This window comes from Paenibacillus sp. FSL P2-0322 (assembly GCF_037975315.1).
Lineage (GTDB): Bacteria > Bacillota > Bacilli > Paenibacillales > Paenibacillaceae > Paenibacillus > Paenibacillus polymyxa_B.
In genome coordinates, this window is record NZ_CP150243.1 from 5,030,217 (window position 1) to 5,047,021 (window position 16,805).

The 16,805-nt window shown below is 45.5% G+C and carries 14 protein-coding genes; 4 read left to right on the forward strand and 10 right to left on the reverse strand.

The genetic code is table 11. The annotated features are described in order from the left end of the window. Positions 1-243 precede the first annotated feature (243 nt). The 7 genes from MKY24_RS22380 to isdC all read right to left on the reverse strand — a co-directional run bounded on the left by MKY24_RS22380 (position 244) and on the right by isdC (position 9,304). On the reverse strand, positions 244-1,023 hold the full coding sequence (locus MKY24_RS22380; RefSeq protein WP_023990285.1) for an ABC transporter ATP-binding protein: 780 nt from the start codon (positions 1,021-1,023) through the stop codon (positions 244-246). Further along, positions 1,013-1,996 carry an iron ABC transporter permease gene (locus MKY24_RS22385; protein WP_028541843.1) on the reverse strand — a complete coding sequence of 328 codons (984 nt, stop codon included), beginning with the start codon at positions 1,994-1,996 and terminating at the stop codon, positions 1,013-1,015. The genes MKY24_RS22380 and MKY24_RS22385 overlap by 11 nt, the downstream gene beginning before the upstream one ends. A gap of 14 nt (positions 1,997-2,010) precedes the next feature. Next, complete coding sequence (isdE, locus tag MKY24_RS22390; RefSeq protein ID WP_069080839.1) at positions 2,011-2,970, reverse strand: heme ABC transporter substrate-binding protein IsdE; 960 nt, start codon at positions 2,968-2,970, stop codon at positions 2,011-2,013. 282 nt (positions 2,971-3,252) lie between these two features. Beyond that, complete coding sequence (locus MKY24_RS22395; protein WP_339200898.1) at positions 3,253-7,620, reverse strand: NEAT domain-containing protein; 4,368 nt, start codon at positions 7,618-7,620, stop codon at positions 3,253-3,255. 98 nt (positions 7,621-7,718) lie between these two features. Next, positions 7,719-8,216 (reverse strand): NEAT domain-containing protein, encoded by a 498-nt coding sequence (locus MKY24_RS22400; protein WP_053326092.1) that lies wholly within the window; start codon positions 8,214-8,216, stop codon positions 7,719-7,721. A gap of 32 nt (positions 8,217-8,248) precedes the next feature. After that, the gene (locus MKY24_RS22405; protein ID WP_029519187.1) at positions 8,249-8,716 is read right to left on the reverse strand and encodes an NEAT domain-containing protein; all 468 of its coding nucleotides are present in this window, start codon (positions 8,714-8,716) and stop codon (positions 8,249-8,251) included. Positions 8,717-8,788: 72 nt separating this feature from the next. Then, positions 8,789-9,304 carry a heme uptake protein IsdC gene (gene isdC, locus MKY24_RS22410; protein ID WP_023990293.1) on the reverse strand — a complete coding sequence of 172 codons (516 nt, stop codon included), beginning with the start codon at positions 9,302-9,304 and terminating at the stop codon, positions 8,789-8,791. Between the two features lie 399 nt (positions 9,305-9,703). On the opposite strand from isdC, the gene MKY24_RS22415 reads away from it, so the two are divergent. From MKY24_RS22415 to isdG, 4 genes are read left to right on the forward strand one after another with little or no spacing between them, the layout of a single operon-like run. Continuing rightward, positions 9,704-10,684, forward strand: a complete 981-nt coding sequence (locus MKY24_RS22415; RefSeq protein ID WP_339200899.1) for an ABC transporter substrate-binding protein — start codon at positions 9,704-9,706, stop codon at positions 10,682-10,684. A gap of 9 nt (positions 10,685-10,693) precedes the next feature. Further along, entirely contained in the window at positions 10,694-11,692 is a 999-nt protein-coding gene (locus MKY24_RS22420; RefSeq protein WP_175405192.1) for an iron ABC transporter permease, read from the forward strand. Further along, the gene (locus MKY24_RS22425) at positions 11,689-12,480 is read left to right on the forward strand and encodes an ABC transporter ATP-binding protein (protein ID WP_076160742.1); all 792 of its coding nucleotides are present in this window, start codon (positions 11,689-11,691) and stop codon (positions 12,478-12,480) included. The genes MKY24_RS22420 and MKY24_RS22425 overlap by 4 nt, the downstream gene beginning before the upstream one ends. A 1-nt stretch (position 12,481) precedes the next feature. Further along, a complete protein-coding gene (isdG, locus tag MKY24_RS22430; RefSeq protein ID WP_023990297.1) occupies positions 12,482-12,832 on the forward strand; it encodes a heme oxygenase in 351 nt (116 codons plus the stop codon). 95 nt (positions 12,833-12,927) lie between these two features. Here isdG and MKY24_RS22435 read toward each other — a convergent pair whose 3' ends face one another. The 3 genes from MKY24_RS22435 to MKY24_RS22445 form a co-directional block, all read right to left on the reverse strand. Then, a complete protein-coding gene (locus MKY24_RS22435; protein WP_053326095.1) occupies positions 12,928-13,938 on the reverse strand; it encodes an MBL fold metallo-hydrolase in 1,011 nt (336 codons plus the stop codon). A gap of 328 nt (positions 13,939-14,266) precedes the next feature. Continuing rightward, on the reverse strand, positions 14,267-15,298 hold the full coding sequence (locus MKY24_RS22440; protein WP_023990300.1) for a cytochrome d ubiquinol oxidase subunit II: 1,032 nt from the start codon (positions 15,296-15,298) through the stop codon (positions 14,267-14,269). Then, positions 15,295-16,641, reverse strand: coding sequence for a cytochrome ubiquinol oxidase subunit I (locus MKY24_RS22445; protein WP_339200900.1), 1,347 nt, complete (start codon positions 16,639-16,641; stop codon positions 15,295-15,297). Before MKY24_RS22445 ends, MKY24_RS22440 begins: the two co-directional genes overlap by 4 nt. Between the last annotated feature and the right edge of the window lie 164 nt (positions 16,642-16,805).

The following is a 16,805-nucleotide window of genomic DNA, read 5'->3' on the forward strand; positions in this document are numbered from 1 at the left end:
CAAAATTACCGACGGCAATAGTATAACACACAAAAGATCGGATTCGAACCGTAGTATAAGTATAACCGCCCCTGAATCTCATCCAATATCTTATAAATAAAATAAAAAATGCTTCTGTCTCCACCATTGTCGCCTGACAAACACATGGACCAGAACCATTTTCATGTTCTAAATTCGTTGAGATGCCGTTAGGACAGACGCGTTATTCAGTCGCGGCATTGATGTTCCATGCGCTTGTAATTGTCAGGAAACCCCGACACCTAACGGAATGAGGTACATGCCGACTTCATCATCCTGTTTGATTACGACCTCCACGTCATAGACCGTCTGGATCAGTTCAGATGTAACGACCTCTGTAGGTGGGCCGTTCGCTATAATACGCCCTTCCTTCATGGCAATCATCACATCGCTATACCGAATAGCCTGATTGATATCATGCAGCACCATCACGATTGTCAGTCCATGTTCCTGGTTTAACTGCCGAATGAGCTCTAAAATTTCAAGCTGGTAGTACATATCCAAATAGGTGGTCGGCTCATCCAAAAATAAAATTGGCGTCCGCTGTGCCAAGGCCATTGCAATCCATACACGCTGCCGTTCTCCTCCTGAGAGCTGATCCAATGTGCGAGTTCTACGTTCGTTCAGGTTAGTGCAGGCTATTGCCCACTCAATCGCCTCCTCATCCTCGTCACGCCTCGCTGTGAACATGTTCTTATGCGGCAACCTGCCGAAGCTTACGAGCTTTTCTACAGTCAAGTCGGAAGGTGCCTCGTTCTGCTGATGGACTACCGCCAGTTGACGGGCCAGCTCCTTGGGCTTGTAGTGGGCTATCTCCTTGCCGTCCAGAATCACTTGGCCCAAGCGGGGAACAGCATTGTTGGACATCACGCTGAGCAGCGTTGATTTGCCGCATCCGTTGGGACCGATAATGGTAGTGATCCGTCCCGACTCAATAACAGCATTAATAGCATGCAGACGATCTGTTTTCCGATCATAAGAGAAGGTTATATCCTTAATGTCCATAGGTGCGATCCGCCTTTCTGATCAGGAATATCAGGAACGGCCCGCCAATGACGGCCATAATAATAGAAGCCGGGATTTCATTGGGAGCAAGCACTGTCCGCCCCAGTGTATCCGCGAGCAGCAGCAGCAAGCCGCCGCATAAGGCGGAAAATGGAATCAACCACTTATGATCCGAGCCAACTAGGTAGCGGGCACAATGCGGAACGAGCAGACCGATAAAGGCAATCACTCCCGCGATGGCTGTAGCCGTTGCTGCAAGCAGCACTGCAATCACAGAAATCAAAAGTCGTGCACGCGTTACATTGAATCCCAGATTTTTAGCTGTTTTATCTTGAAGGGACAAGAAATTGCACCAAGAGAACACGAGCATGGCTAAAATTAGTCCAATCCCGCCATAGGTCACAATAACCTCGACATCTACCCATTTTTTCATAGACAAGGTTGAAGTGGTAACCTGATTAATGCTAGTGACTGCATAACTGCCTCGATAGTTAAACGACTGACCTAGGCCGGAAAAAATGGCGTTCACAGCCACCCCGATCAGAATGAGACGAATCGGATGCAAGCCAGATTTCCATGAAAAACCATAAACCATTAGACAGGCTAACGCACCGCCAATAAATGAAAAGAACGGCATCCAGAAATAAAGCGCAGGAAAGACCGTCACCGCAATCAGCGAGATCAATGCCGCTCCCGAAGAAATGCCGATAACCCCTGCATCCGCCAGTGGGTTTTTCATGACGGCTTGCAGCAAAACACCCGCTACTGCAAGTGCTGCACCTGCCATCACGGACACGAAAATTCTCGGTAGTCTCAGGTCCTTGACCACATTCACCTGATCATCTGTACCTGTCCACAATCCGGTCATCAACTGACTCAAATCCACCTTGAGACTGCCTGTCATCGCTGAATACAGCATGACGCCGACGAGCAAGACAATTACAACAATAAGGCTCCATACTTTTTTGGACATGTCATCAGCTTCCTTTAATTCGAAGGATACAGCATTTTCATCAGCTCATCCAGCGCCGAGTTTGCCGCTAAATTCCCTGTTGTGCCAAACAACGGTTCAGGCAGATCATAGACATGCCCATTTTTCACAGCGTTGAAATGCTTCCAGATATCGTTAGTTTTGAACTCTTCATCGAACATTTTCACTACTTCATCCGGCATCCCGTGTGCAGCGCGCAAAATGATATCGGGGTTGGATTGCTGCAAGGCTTCGGTATTGTGGGCAATGAACTCCACCTTCTCGCCCTGAACCACATTGGTTCCGCCTGCAATTTTAACCAGATCCCCAATATAGGAATGCTCGGTAGCCACCAGATAGCTTCCCGGTACTCCCAGCAAAATCAATACTTTAGGGGATTTCTTCCCTTTGATCTTTTGTTGAATCTCAGCTACTTTCGCATCCAAAGCTCCATTAATCTCTTTGGCCTTATCGGCTTTGCCAAACGTGTCTCCCAGCTTTTGAATTTCTTTTTGCATATTCGCGAGACTTTCAAAATTTAAAAATTCGGCATTGATTTTCAAATCTTTAAATTTAGGCTCCAGATCATATTTCAGTGTCGTCACCGACAGTACGTCCGTCGGCTTCAATGACATCACTTTTTCCATATCAGGACTCATCGGATTACCCACATCAGGCACATCCTTGTAACGGTCAGGCAGCACTTTCGTGCTTGTCGGCTTGCCTGCCAAATCCAGGCCCAGTGCATCCGTGATTTCCGCAATGGCTACCGTAGTCGCCACAATACGAGGAGCTTGAGCTTTACCGTCAGACGACTTTCCGGTTGCATTAGATGTTGCCGCTGATTTCGAACCATCGCTCTGGTTCTGCCCGGCCTGTGCCCCTCCCGAACATCCAGCCAGCAACAAGATCACGATGCCGATTAACATATACAAACAAAACGATCTTCCTTGAGCCAATGCTATATACCGTTTCATGAAAATCCAGTCACCTCAATTCAAAATATAGAACAACATTAGGAACCCCAACTTTTCGGGTATCCGGATTTTGCAAAATTCGATTCCAGTCGCTCCAAAGTGCAATATATAGACGAATTAGACCATTTCGATCTACATATTGTTCATTAGAAGTCGCTTATTGGATTTTTGCAAATTCCTCGGGTATGTAAATGCTGACAAGTCTTGATGCCGGGGCACCAAGACTTGCTCGCATACAAACTTTGCTGTTATTCAGACTACATTGATTATCACAACCTGAGGCTACTTCGCTTTTAGGCTTTCTTCATCAAATTGGAACTGAACTGTATACCAGTGATCATACGGCACTCCGCCAAGAACCAAACCAGGCACAATGACGTGTGTGTAAGCACCAATTTTCTGAGACAAGTCCCCTACCTCGAATTGAACGACACGTGTATCGTCGGATGTCGAGATTACTTCCACATCTTTCAGGGTACCGTTTTGCTCTACTTGGAGAGCTGGCATCCAGGAACTATTTTTCAAAGTAATTTGAATATAGCGCTTGTCTCCCTTTTCAATCAGTGTAGCTGGCTTGTCGAGATAACCGTCCATAACGGAAGCTTCACTCGTTTTGTCTTTAAATACGTTGTAATTAATCGTGTATTGCTTCTCAGGAGCCATTTGAACCGGTTGCTCAACTACTGGTTTTGTTTCAGCCACAGGTGTGGTCGTTTCTGCTGCCTTGTCCGTAGAGGCCGCTGTCGGTTCAGTAGCGGTTGCGGTTGCAGTTGTAGCTGCATTGACTCCCTCACCTTTAAGCGATGCACGGTCAAATTGAATCTGTCCGCCGAATTTCTCATTTAGAATGTATTTCTCAGGCAGATATACCTGTGTGTACACACTCAACTTTTTATCCAGATCAGGCACTTCGAACGCAATAGTGTGCGTATCACCTTTGGTGTCCGAACCCATAATCGTCGGATTGGCATAACGGCCTTCAAAATCCGTTTGGAATAGCTTCAAAGCCTGGTTGTCCGTAACGGTTACATGGGCCTGAACCTTACCATTTTTCACAATCAATTTCGCTAGATTTTGTACAAAAGGAGCCGCTAGAGAATCCTTGTCCGTTCCGTTCGCAAGCACACGGAAGTTCGCACTGTACTCTCCATCCGCTAAGTTGTTTTTCCCTTGCTCTACTTCGTCTGCTTTAGTTTCGTTGTAGTAAGAAACATCACTGGTGTTAAATTTAAATTCAAAATCGTATACCTTCTCTACCCGATCCTCAGTCTTAAAGACCATCGGAGTGGAACTTGCCACTTTAGGGGCTTCATAGACAACCAGTTGGCCTTTTACATTGTTTTTAAAGTCATTCACGCTAAAACGAACGTGCTTCGTATTGCTTGCTGCATCTTCCTGTGTCACTTCTGCGTCTCGGTAGTCCCCGCTTGCGTTGTCCCAAATGCGCAGCGCCTTCACTTCATTACTGTTTTGCAGCTTCAGACCTACAAACCGTTTGTCGCCTTCCACGACCAATTGCGCCGATTCGTCAGTGATGAAGCGTTGAGCCGGAGAATCCACTCCTGTGGAAAAATCAGACAAAACGATACTGAATTTCAAAGCATATTTACCATTGGCAAGCTTGTCGAAATCCAATTTAACAATGGGATCAGCTGCACCCGAAGAGGAAGGCTCGACAAAGCTGCGAATGGTAGCAGGCTCGAATTGATACTGCACATCATATACGTGGTCATAAGGGATGCCACCCAAATCCAATCCAGGTACGATGACATGCGTATTTACTGTCACTTTATCCGACAGATTGGGTACTTCGAATTGTACTGTTCTTGTATCTGCGGAGCTCGATTGATCGACAACCTGAGCCTCTGCACCATTTACTTTGAACGTTTTAATCCAACTGCTCTTGTCCATTTTGATCTGAATCACATTTTTACCGGACTGTCTTAACAGCGTGGCTGGTTTCTGCATATAGCCATCCATCACAGATATTTCATTGCTTCCATTTTTGAGTACGGAGAAATCAATGCTGTATCTGCCGTTTTCAGTCACGGGAGTTGTGCCGCCGTCTGTTCCTTTTACTGCAATGCTGCTGCGGTCAAATTGAAGACGAAGCTTATGATCCATCTCATAAACCCCACCTGGATAGGTCGTGCTCACATGTACCTGTGCATTCATAATAGCGTCCAAATCGGCCACTTTGAATTTCACAACACGTGTGTCCGCTTTCTTGTCCACGCTTACGATATCTGCATCTGTTAACGTTCCGTTTTGTTCTGTTTTGAACTCCGTCACTGTGGCGCTGTCTTTGATCGTGAAGGAAGCTTCATACTTGCCTTTTGATACCGTCAGTGTTGCCGGAGATAATAAATATTGCGCCATTGCCGATTTTTGATCTTTTGTTGCGTGCAATGCATTGAACTGGATCGAATACGTTCCATCAGCTAAAACTTTTCCTGGCGTACCTGGCGTCCCAGGATCAACCGGGGATGTTGCATTAGTGATGCTACTCTTATCAAATTGCAGACGAAGTTTATGATCCATCTCATAAACCCCACCTGGATAGGTCGTGCTCACATGTACTTGTGCATTCAAAATAGCGTCCAAATCCGCTACTTTGAATTTCACAACACGTGTATTAGCATTCTTGTCCTCACTTACAATATCCGCATCCGTTAACGTTCCGTTTTGTTCTGTTTTGAACTCCGTTACTGTGGTGCTGTCTTTAATGGTGAAGGAAACTTCTTTTTGCCCTTTCGATACCGTCAAAGTCGCTGGAGACAACAGATATTGTGCCATGGCTGACGCTTGATCTTTTGTGGCATGCAGTGCGTTAAAGTTAATCGAGTACGTTCCATCCGCCAAATCTGATGGTGCGGGTACAGAAGCCAGCTGAAGATCTACATTATAAGTATGCACGTAGCCCAGCTCAGGCCAGTTGATGCTTACCCATGCGCTTAACTTAGCAGGTATTTCTTTAACCTCGAATTCAATAACTCGTGTATTCGCAGTTTTGTCTTCACTTACTGTAGCAACATTAGTTAATAATCCATTTTGTTCTACCTTAAAGCCATCAATTTGCTTACTGTTTTTCAATGTAAAACGTACATACTTCTTGCCATTACGTTCAATCAAAGCGCCTGGTTTCTCTGTATAACCATCCATCATTGACTTTTCACTTGAACCGTCTTTTAACAGCGTGAAGTCCAGATTTGACGTTACTGGAGATGAACCGTTGTCCGTTCCCGAGATACTGTTTTTATCGAACTGAAGACGAAGTTTATGATCCATTTCATAAACCCCACCTGGATAGGTCGTGCTCACATGTACTTGTGCATTTAAAATCGCGTCCAAATCCGCTACTTTGAATTTCACAACACGCGTATTGGCTGTCTTGTCCTCACTTACAATATCCGCATCTGTTAACGTTCCGTTTTGTTCTGTTTTGAACTCCGTTACTGTGGTGCTGTCTTTAATGGTAAAGGAAACTTCTTTTTGCCCCTTCGATACCGTCAAAGTCGCTGGAGACAACAGATATTGTGCCATGGCTGACGATTGATCTTTTGTGGCATGCAGCGCGTTAAAGTTAATCGAGTACGTTCCATCCGCCAAATCTGATGGTACGGATACAGAAGCCAGCTGAAGATCTACATTATAAGTATTCACGTAACCCAGCTCAGGCCAGTTGATGCTCACCCATGCGTTGAGCTTGGCAGGCAGATCTTTTACTTCAAACTCGATCATTCGTGTATTCGCAGTTTGATCTTCACTTACAACAGAGGTGTCGGTTAACACTCCATCTTGCTCTACCTTGAAACCATCAATCTGCTTACTGTTCTTTAATGTAAATTGGACATATCGTTTACCACCACGCTCAATTAGAGAGCCTGGTTTCTCCGTATACCCATCCATCATTGACTTTTCATTGCTTTCATCTTTCAAAAGGGTAAAGTCCAAATCAGCGAGTTTCTCTCCTGTATTAGGAGGCGTTACCGGTGGTGTTACAGGTGGAACCGTTGGATTCTCCGTTGAGTTTTTAAGTCTCAAACTGGAAGGATCAAACTCAATCCATTCCTTCACTGAACGGTCTGGATCGGTATCTACATACCATGGAGAACTGCTATTAAATCCAAACTCCGTATTTACATTTTGATGAAAATCATAAACATCGAAGCTTACAGTCCCGGAAGTTTTCCCAGAATCCACCTCTATTTTTGCGGGAACTGTTTCCCCGTTTTGTTCAACTAAAAATTTCGAAAGACCTTGAGATTCCGCAAACTTAAATGAAAAATGGTATTTTCCATCCTTAATGATCAAATCTCCAGGATAGGTATAGTTTGTTTTGAAGCTTGAATCCCTAGTGCTACCGCTGACTGTCTTTCTTAAAGGTTTGTAATCAATCAGGTATTCTCCATCTACATAGGTCGCATCAGTAGTGGTCACAGCATTGGTAGGCTCAGCATATGTGCTGGGCACTTCTACCGGAATCTCATAAGTAGCATAAGTAGCACTAGTGACTGTAGTGCTTAAATCGGGCAAATTCAACGAAGTGAACTCATCCTCAGGTGTTGCTCCTACGTACGGTGAAAATAAAGAAAACAACATTAAAACAGCAGCAAATGTCGTTATAAATTTGTTAAATCGGCTTTTCAAGGTGATGTATCCCCCTACTTAAAATATACTCATTTGGAGCTTTGAAACTAAGCTCCAAATGAGTATTCAATTCAAAATTATATTTTCAAAAAGAAGTCTTAGATATCGCTGTCGTCGAATTGGAATTGAACCACATAGTCGTGATCGTACGGAATACCACCAGTGTATTCTGCAGGCACACTTACATGCAGTTTAACGTTCAATTTTTGAGACGGGCTAGTTACAGGGAATTCGACTATTCTTGTATCCCCTGATGTGCTTACTACAGTCGCATTCACATACTGACCGCTTTGTTGAGTTTTGAATTCAGTAACCCAAGCACTTTTGGTAATAGCTACTCTCACTTTATATTGACCATTCGTAACAATCAGTGTGGCTGGTTTTTTCACATAACCATTTGTATCCATGTAGGATGGCTGAGTGGTTCCATCTTTATAAACGGTATAAGGCAATTGATACGTTCCATTAGGCAAAGCCGCATTCGCTTTATTGGCAGAAAATGGAGCTAGTACCACAAAAACAAGCGCTGCCATCAGTACAGTAAGCATTACTTTTTTCAAAGACAATTTTTCCATACGATTCATAATCATGTTCATGTTTTTAATCTCCTTTTACGTTTTATTTTGGATTAGATTTCGTCGAACTGCAGTTGTACATCGTACTTGCCTGTGTAGCCGATTACTGGAATTGTGATCTCAGCGTAAGCATTCACTTTTGCATTCAGATCAGCAACTTCGAATTCCACTACACGAGTGTTGCTAGCAGTATCTGTGCTTACTACAGTCGCATCTTGCAGTACGCCATTTTGCTCTACTTTGAACGTTGTAATCAGATTGCTGCTTTTCACAGTCAGACGAACGACATTTTTGCCATTAGCTACCGTAACCTGAGCAGGCTTCGTCAGGTAGCTATCCAATCGAGAAGTTTCATTGGTTTGATCCTTCAAAACAGTGTAGTCTACGTTATACGTGCCGTCGGCTGCTGCCGCTTTAGCTGAGAATGGAGCAACGAGTGCAAAAACAAGCGCTGTCATGATCAATGCTACAAATACCTTCTTAAAAGAAAATTGCTCAAAGCGATTCATTACCATATTCATATCTACACACACTCCTCAATTTTTTATGCTTCAATTTGTGTTGATTTTATGAACGATAAAGATGGCTTGAATTTACTTCTTGGAAGATTTAGTTGATTTTGCTGACTGGACGGCTGCTATTTTTTTGACGCTTTTGGAATCAAAAGCGAAGCGGATCGTATAGTCATGATCGTAGTTATACGCAGGGACAGTAACATGAATTTTAGAGATTAGCGGGCTGTTCACACTCGTAATTGGAAATTGTACGATGCGGGTATCGGTTTTGGCATCCTTATGGATGACCTTTGTATCGATGATTTTGCCTTTGTAATCTACTTTAAACCCAGTTGTCCATTCGCTATGATTCAGCTTAATTTGCATGGTCATTTGACCTTTTTTTACATACAACTTAGCTGGTTTTTCAAAATAATCATTAGCCATGGACACCGAATCATTTTCTGCCTTGAGGATATTGTATTTGAGCGTGTATGTACCATCCGCCAATTTTGGAGAAGCCGCAGCGGCTACTACAGATGACGAAGTTGGCCAAAAGCTCAGCACACTCACCAGCAGAAACACAGCAATAATTGCAGAATACCCCTTCTTCATTATGACAGCAGTCCCTCCCCACGAGAATTTAAGTAATTGATTATCATTCTCAATTGATAATTAAAAAAAATAGCTCTTTTTGAGCCGTGTCTTCCCACCTTTCTATTCCAGAATTTCGCAAAATAAAGTAAACCCATCACCAATATATCTTACACTTTTCGAAAATGTCAATATGTATTTGCATGTACATAACCCCTTGATATATGCTATTTTTTAAGAAAAATTTGTAGTTCCTTCTTCTATAATTCGAATATACCCCTTTTATTTTTAGTTCAAAATTTATTTAAAAATTTGCTTTTTTCAATTGACAATCCCCAGTGATATTCATTATCATTCTCTTATACATAAATGAAAATGATTATCATTATTGTTTAACTCGAAAATTGCAGGAGGAATAACATGAAATCTTATATGTTGTGGTCGTCCGCAGCGCTTTTATTGGCAGTTACCGGATGTAGTAATGGTGCCTCGACCGCAGATCACAAACCAACCAGTGCATCCGTATCTGCCACTTCTGGTACGACAAGCGGTGCGGCGATTCAAGTTACTGATTTTTCAAAACGGACGTTGGCGTTTCAAAAGGTCCCTCAACATATCATTGCGCTCAGCAATGGCGATCTGGATATCATATACGCATTGGGTGGAACTGCCGTGGGCAGGCCCAACTCCAATGGACCTGCCATCGTACCTGCTGCTGAGAACGTTCAGCAAGTAGGCTCCACTCATGAAGTCGATCTGGAGAAAATTACGATGCTCAAACCGGATGTCGTGCTAGGCAATTATCCTATGAATGAAAAAGACATTCCAGCCATTGAAGGAGTCGGTTCACAGCTGCTGCTGACGGGAGCCAATTCAGTTCACGATATTCAGTCGCAAATTACGCTGTTCGGACAATTACTGCAAAAGCAGGCTCAGGCCGTGAAGCTAAATCAGCAAATTGACCAACAAATAGCTAAGCTGCAAAAGGAAACCGCTTCTGCCTCCAAACCGAAGGTGTTGCTGGTCTACGGAGCCCCGGCCACGTATATGGCTGCACTACCTAATTCACTAAGCGGAAACATTTTGGAAGCTGCAGGTGGCTTCAACATCGCCGCTGATTTTCCGGGCCTGCAAAATTTCCCGCAATATGCGCAGCTGAACACAGAACGCATCATACAGGCTGACCCTGACTACATCTTCATCATGACCCATGGCAATACGGAAGATGTTAAAGCCGCATTTATAAAAGAAATGCAGGAAAATGCAGCTTGGAACGGAATCCGAGCAGTCAAAAACAATCAGGTCGAGGTTTTACCTTCAGATCTGTTCGGTACGAATCCGGGCACACGTGTCACTAAAGCGCTGGATTTGATGCATCAAAAGCTGTATCCGGCGAAATAGGCGATGGAGATGAACAAACTACAGCGCGCCAGAAGACGCACCATCGCCTGGATTACCCTTCCGATTCTACTGCTGGCCGTCTCTGTGTACGGTCTGGCCTACGGTTCGGTGTCGATTCCACTTCAAGAAATTAATCATGTTTTGCTACATAATGATGAATCTACATATCGCACGATCCTGATGGATCTCCGGCTACCCAGAGTATTAGTAGGTTTACTGGTAGGAGCTTGTCTCGCAGCTTCCGGAGCACTTCTTCAAGGTGTCATGAAAAATCCATTGGCTGACCCTGGCATTATTGGTGTATCGGCTGGAGGTGGACTTGCCGCCGTCATTACGATGGTGATGCTTCCACAGCTCAGCTACCTTCTTCCGATAACCGCCTTTTTGGGAGCCTTTCTGAGCGCAATCGTCATTTATCTGCTGGCTTGGGACCGAGGGGCATCGCCTGTTAAAATTGTGCTCGCTGGCGTTGCGATCAACGCGCTGCTGGGCGCACTCACCAACGGCGTAATGGTCATGTACAGCGACCGCGTACAGGCCGTTCTTCCTTGGCTATCCGGCGGATTAAACGGACGAAGCTGGCATCATCTAGAGTTCATGGCTCCTTACGCCATCATTGGATTAATCGCCTCTTTCTTTGCGATTAAACCTGCTAATCTACTGCTGCTGGGCGACGATTCAGCACAGCTGCTGGGCCAGCGAGTAGAGCTTCAACGCATGCTCATTATCCTGCTTTCTGCCCTGCTTGCCGGTACAGCAGTCAGTGTAGCCGGGTTGATCGGCTTTGTAGGACTGGTCGTTCCCCATGTCATACGGCTGCTGATCGGGGAAGATTATCGGTTCCTCCTTCCCCTTTCCATTGTGGGCGGCGGAACGCTGGTTGTTCTCGCAGATACGGTGGCGCGATCCTGGTTTGACCCGATTGAACTGCCTGTAGGTATTTTGCTAGCCGTCATCGGAGCACCGTTCTTCTTAATCCTGCTCAAGAAACGGGGGAGTTTCGGATGACAGCCATTCAGGGTGAGCATATCTCCTTACAACGTGGGTATTTCAAGCTGGACGATGTGAATATCACCTTGCCCGCTGGTCAGCTCACTGCGATCGTCGGACCGAACGGTTCAGGCAAGTCCACGCTTTTGCGGATCATGACCCGGCTGCTCAAGCAGGATCAGGGTCAGGTTTCCGTCCTCGGCAAGCCCGTGCAGGAATACAAGCGGCGTGATTTTGCCCAGACGATTACAATGCTACCGCAAATGAAGGATATGCTGCCGTTATTGACGGTCCGCGAGCTGGTCGCTTACGGAAGATCTCCTCATGCCAAGGGCTTGAGGGTACGCCATACCGGACAGGACCAGCAAATCGTGGACCATGTCATGAAGATCACGGGCATCCAGCCCTATGCAGATCGGATGTTCCATACTCTATCGGGAGGTGAACAACAAAAAGCACGAATTGCAATGGCCTTGGCCCAACAAACGGATATTCTTTTGCTCGATGAACCGACCACTTTTCTGGATATCGCCCACCAATTTGAAGTTATGGATATGCTGCGGCGTATCAATCACGAGTCCGGCTTGACGATTGTTATGGTACTGCATGATTTGCAGCAAGCTGCGGCCTATTGTCATCATATGATTGCGCTTAAAAAGGGACGAATCGCCGTTGCCGGCGAACCCCGTGAGATTTTGACGTCTGCTTTTCTTCGCGACATTTATGAAATGAACGCTACCATCAAATTTGAGAATGGCTATCCGGTTATTATACCGACCATACCACATCATTCAGGAGGAATTTAATATGGTTATCGTTACAAATACATCTAAAATCACACCGGGCAATGCACATCTACTCATCGAAAGATTTAACAAAGAAGGAAAAGTTGAAAAAATGGAAGGTTTTCTCGGTCTGGAAGTGCTGCTGACTGAAAACACGAAGGATTATGAGGAAGTAACGATCAGTACACGCTGGAAAGAAAAGGAGAACTTCCAAGGCTGGACGAAAAGCGAAGCGTTCCGCGAATCCCATAGCCACCGTCAAATTCCGGACTATATTATTGAAAATAAAATCACGTTCTATGAAGTTAAAATCGTTCGTCATCCCATCGCCAACAGCGATTCCTCTTTGGCGAGTGATACGGAAGCAGTTTAATCCTGCATCACAGCCTAAAAACAAAAAAAGCGACTCCGCAGACAACATCAATTGTCCGCAGAGTCGCTTTTTCTATAAGGATTATGTCGAATTCCTCAAATTGTAGTGGAGCAGCGACGTCCAATTTTCAGCGTCTCTCCGTGCCCTAGAATATGAATACGTTCCTTCGCAATACCCATACGCTCACGTTCCGCTTCGAGACGATCCAGCGCCTCCCTTGGCGTATCATCCGCAAGCTTGAAGGCTCCGTAGTGCATCGGAATCATCTGATCTGCGCCGCAATCTACAAACCCTTGCAATGCCTCCTCCGGTGTCACATGCTGCGAGGTCATGAACCATTCCGGTTCATACGCACCAATCGGCATAAAGGTCAGGTCAATGGCAAAGCGCTCGCCAATCTCCTTAAACCCACGAAAATATCCAGTGTCTCCCACAAAATACAACGTCGGTGTATGCTCTGAATCTGTATTCGAATGAGGATGAGGTTCCGTGACGGACGTGGCAGAGCCAATCACCTGCTGCTCATTTTGCAGAACGTATCCACCCCAATGCGAAGTGTTCGTATCAAACGGCGTGCGTCGTGTCCAATGCTGGGCTGGAACAAACGTAAATCGCACCCCTCCTACCGTAAAATGCTCCCACCATTGCAGCTCATGACAGTTACGAAAACCTTTGCGGATCATTTTCGCCTTTAACCCCGTGGGTACGAGCATCAGCGTATCTGCACGATATAATTTCCGCAACGATTCTAAATGTAAATGATCATAATGTGAATGAGACAGCAGAATGATGTCCAGTGGTGGTACATCCTGAATACGAATGCCGGGCGGAGCCAACCTTTTATCAAGAGCCATACGCTCTGCCCATACCGGATCGGTGACGATATTCAGCCCAAGATACTGGATGAAAAAGGTGGAATGTCCCACCCAGGTCGCTGTCGCCATCTCCCGATTGCTATGCAGGAACTCCAGCTCCGGGGGATGGTTTGGCACAACGAATGTATAATCCTTTATTTTGCTGCGTCGCTCCTGCCGCCATTGTCTGAATTGCTTGATTGTTTTATCGGTATTTACATGATCCATATTGTTAAAACGAACTTTGGGCATGATGCAGCTCCCTCCCTGATGAACCCGTTTTCCAAAAAACGCAGCGGTTCAATTTAACTATATATTGTCACTCGAGTGTGAACATAAAATGATGCAACATCCTGATATATGTAAAGTATAATTCAATCACGTCTGTAAAGGAAATTCTGCGATAATACAGCAAAAACAGACCTCCCGAATCAATCAGGAAGGCCTGTTCCACCTGTTGTTGTCAGTCTTGTGGATTTTTAAAGCGTGCCGAATAAATAAACAAAAACACAATCGCCACGACAATAATGATAGGTGACTCGTACATAATCGTAAAATGCTCGAAAGCAGCCACTCTAACTCACCCTTTCTTCCCTTCATGTCCGCGCACATATTTTGCATCGAACAGAAACAATCTTAATATCAGGATTAGCGAAGGGATCAGCACCAGCAGACCCGCAACAAACGCCGTAATCAATGCATACGCCATCGTAGAATTTGTAAAGCTGTCGTAGACATTAATGTAGGGATACAGAACATACGGGAGATGCGAGCGGCCGTAGCCATACCAGGCAAATGCAAATTGCAGCATCACCAATATGAATGAAACCCCTAGATGCCGCCGCTGCCATACCAGATAAACTGCTCCCGCAAAGCATATGAAGGATGCAACAAACATCCAGGCTATGTTCAGCATATTGGTAAAATGATCTGGATTTTGTTTGTTAATCTGAAAAAATGCGAGCAGACTCGCCAAAATCGTAGGAGCACTCCAGAGCAACGCGTACCCTCGTACGATTTCGAAAGCAACCTTGTCCCCTGCCCTTTTGGCATAAAAGGACAAAAACATCGCCGAGATATACAATACACTCACCAGCGCCAGAATAATAACCGCCCACGTGTAGGGGTTGCTTAATAGCTGGCCCCATTGCAGATGAACACCTGTGCTGTTTTCTACAATAATGCCGCCTTCCGAAATGGCAAGAACCGTGGATAGTGCCGCCGGAATCAGCAACCCTGTCGCACCGTATAACGCCATGTAGACGATATTATTTTTACCGGAATGCCCATACGTATTGTATGCATAATACACTCCTCGGATGGCAAGAAGCACAATCGCAATACTGCCGGGAACGAGTAACGCCGTACCATAGTAATATGCCGCATCCGGGAAGAACCCGTTTAATCCCACCACAAAAAAGATGAGAAATACGTTTGTTACCTCCCACACCGGGGACAGATACCGTTGAATGATATTGTGGATTTTGTTCTGGTGGCCTGTTAACACACTGTAAAAGCTGAAAAACCCTGCACCAAAATCAATGGATGCCACAAGCAAATATCCGAACAGGAACGTCCACAAAATGGCGATACCTACAATCTCATAGCTCACTTGCCTTCAGCCCCTTCCAGGCCCAGCTGCCTTATCTCTTCTACCGCATCCTTATTGCGGAATAGCTTGCTGAGTACCTTAATGGCCGAGAAACACAACACCAGATACAAAATAACAAACAGCATCAGCATCCACCCGACACTCGTAGAAGTGGTCGCTGCTTCGGAGACTTTCATATATCCGCGTAAAATCCACGGCTGTCTACCGACCTCCGCAAACATCCATCCGAGCTCAATAGCTACCATCGCCATCGGCCCCACCAGAATGAGCGCCAACAGCAGCCATCTGGGGTATGGTTTGCGACCTGGCAAACGCTTGCGGATCAGATATAGCAGCGGAATGACGAGAATCAGCACCCCTGTAGTGATTTTGAGGTCAAACATATAATGGATAGACAGTGGCGGACGCTGATCTACGGGATAATCATTTAAGCCCTTGACCTCCGTACTGGGCAGGTTCCCGGCCAACACACTAAGTGCATAAGGCACTTTCAGCGCATACTTGATTTCACCGTTCTTATCCATATATCCGCCATATACGAAGGGCGCGTGCGTCATCGTATCAAAATGCCATTCGGCGGCGGCCAGCTTCTCTGGCTGATATTTGGCCAGAAATTTACCGGATGCATCTCCAATCATCACGGTACTGATGGCAAACACAATGGTACAGGTAGCAGTCAGCTTCAGCGCCTTTTTGAAATAAGGGTGATTACGTCCCCTCAGCATGCTGTAAGCCGCCAGTCCCATCAGCACCCCAGCGCTCAATGTATACGAAGAAGCCAGTACATGAGAAACTTTAGTCGGGGTAGCCGGATTTAGCATGGCCTGGATGGGATGAATATCAGTCATGACTCCATTTTTGAGTGTAAAGCCTTGAGGTTGGTTCATGAACGAGTTCACAGTCGTAATAAAAACCGCTGATGCAGATGAGGCAATCGCTACCGGGATGAGCAGCATCAGGTGAAAATATTTGCTTTTAAACCGATCCCAGGTATACAAGTAGATGCCCAGGAATATAGCTTCGATGAAAAAAGCAAACGTCTCCAAAAACAGAGGTAGCGCAATCGCTTGTCCAGCCACCCGCATAAAGGTGGGCCAAAGCAAGCTGAGCTGTAGACCAATGGAGGTGCCTGTAACGACACCCACGGCAACGGTAATGACAAACCCTCGCGCCCACCGTCGGGCCAGCAGTGTATAATGCGGATCACCGGTTCGCAGCCCACGCCATTCTGCTAGTGCAATCATTAAGGGTACGCCAACGCCGATGGATGCAAATACGATATGAACAAACAGGGTAATTCCGGTCAGCATCCGGCTTAGCAATACAGGGTCCAATGAAGACAAATGGGTTTCACTCCTTCATTTCACATTTTAAACATCGCGGATCACTCTGGATTACCAACTAAGGAGTCAAGCGAGCTATGCTTTTAATTACGGCATATAGCATAATGGCCGCAATTACTATACATACAATAATGAGCGTTCTTTCCTGCTTGCGGAACATAGGA

What these genes read in the sequence shown, in the direction of transcription:
- MKY24_RS22400 (WP_053326092.1), bottom strand. Translation starts at nt 8,216, where the DNA reads ATGAACATGATTATGAATCGTATGGAAAAATTGTCTTTGAAAAAAGTA.
- MKY24_RS22425 (WP_076160742.1), top strand. Translation starts at nt 11,689, where the DNA reads ATGACAGCCATTCAGGGTGAGCATATCTCCTTACAACGTGGGTATTTC.
- MKY24_RS22420 (WP_175405192.1), top strand. Translation starts at nt 10,694, where the DNA reads ATGAACAAACTACAGCGCGCCAGAAGACGCACCATCGCCTGGATTACC.
- isdG (WP_023990297.1), top strand. Translation starts at nt 12,482, where the DNA reads ATGGTTATCGTTACAAATACATCTAAAATCACACCGGGCAATGCACAT.
- isdE (WP_069080839.1), bottom strand. Translation starts at nt 2,970, where the DNA reads ATGAAACGGTATATAGCATTGGCTCAAGGAAGATCGTTTTGTTTGTAT.
- MKY24_RS22385 (WP_028541843.1), bottom strand. Translation starts at nt 1,996, where the DNA reads ATGTCCAAAAAAGTATGGAGCCTTATTGTTGTAATTGTCTTGCTCGTC.
- MKY24_RS22415 (WP_339200899.1), top strand. Translation starts at nt 9,704, where the DNA reads ATGAAATCTTATATGTTGTGGTCGTCCGCAGCGCTTTTATTGGCAGTT.
- MKY24_RS22435 (WP_053326095.1), bottom strand. Translation starts at nt 13,938, where the DNA reads ATGCCCAAAGTTCGTTTTAACAATATGGATCATGTAAATACCGATAAA.
- MKY24_RS22405 (WP_029519187.1), bottom strand. Translation starts at nt 8,716, where the DNA reads ATGAATATGGTAATGAATCGCTTTGAGCAATTTTCTTTTAAGAAGGTA.
- isdC (WP_023990293.1), bottom strand. Translation starts at nt 9,304, where the DNA reads ATGAAGAAGGGGTATTCTGCAATTATTGCTGTGTTTCTGCTGGTGAGT.
- MKY24_RS22380 (WP_023990285.1), bottom strand. Translation starts at nt 1,023, where the DNA reads ATGGACATTAAGGATATAACCTTCTCTTATGATCGGAAAACAGATCGT.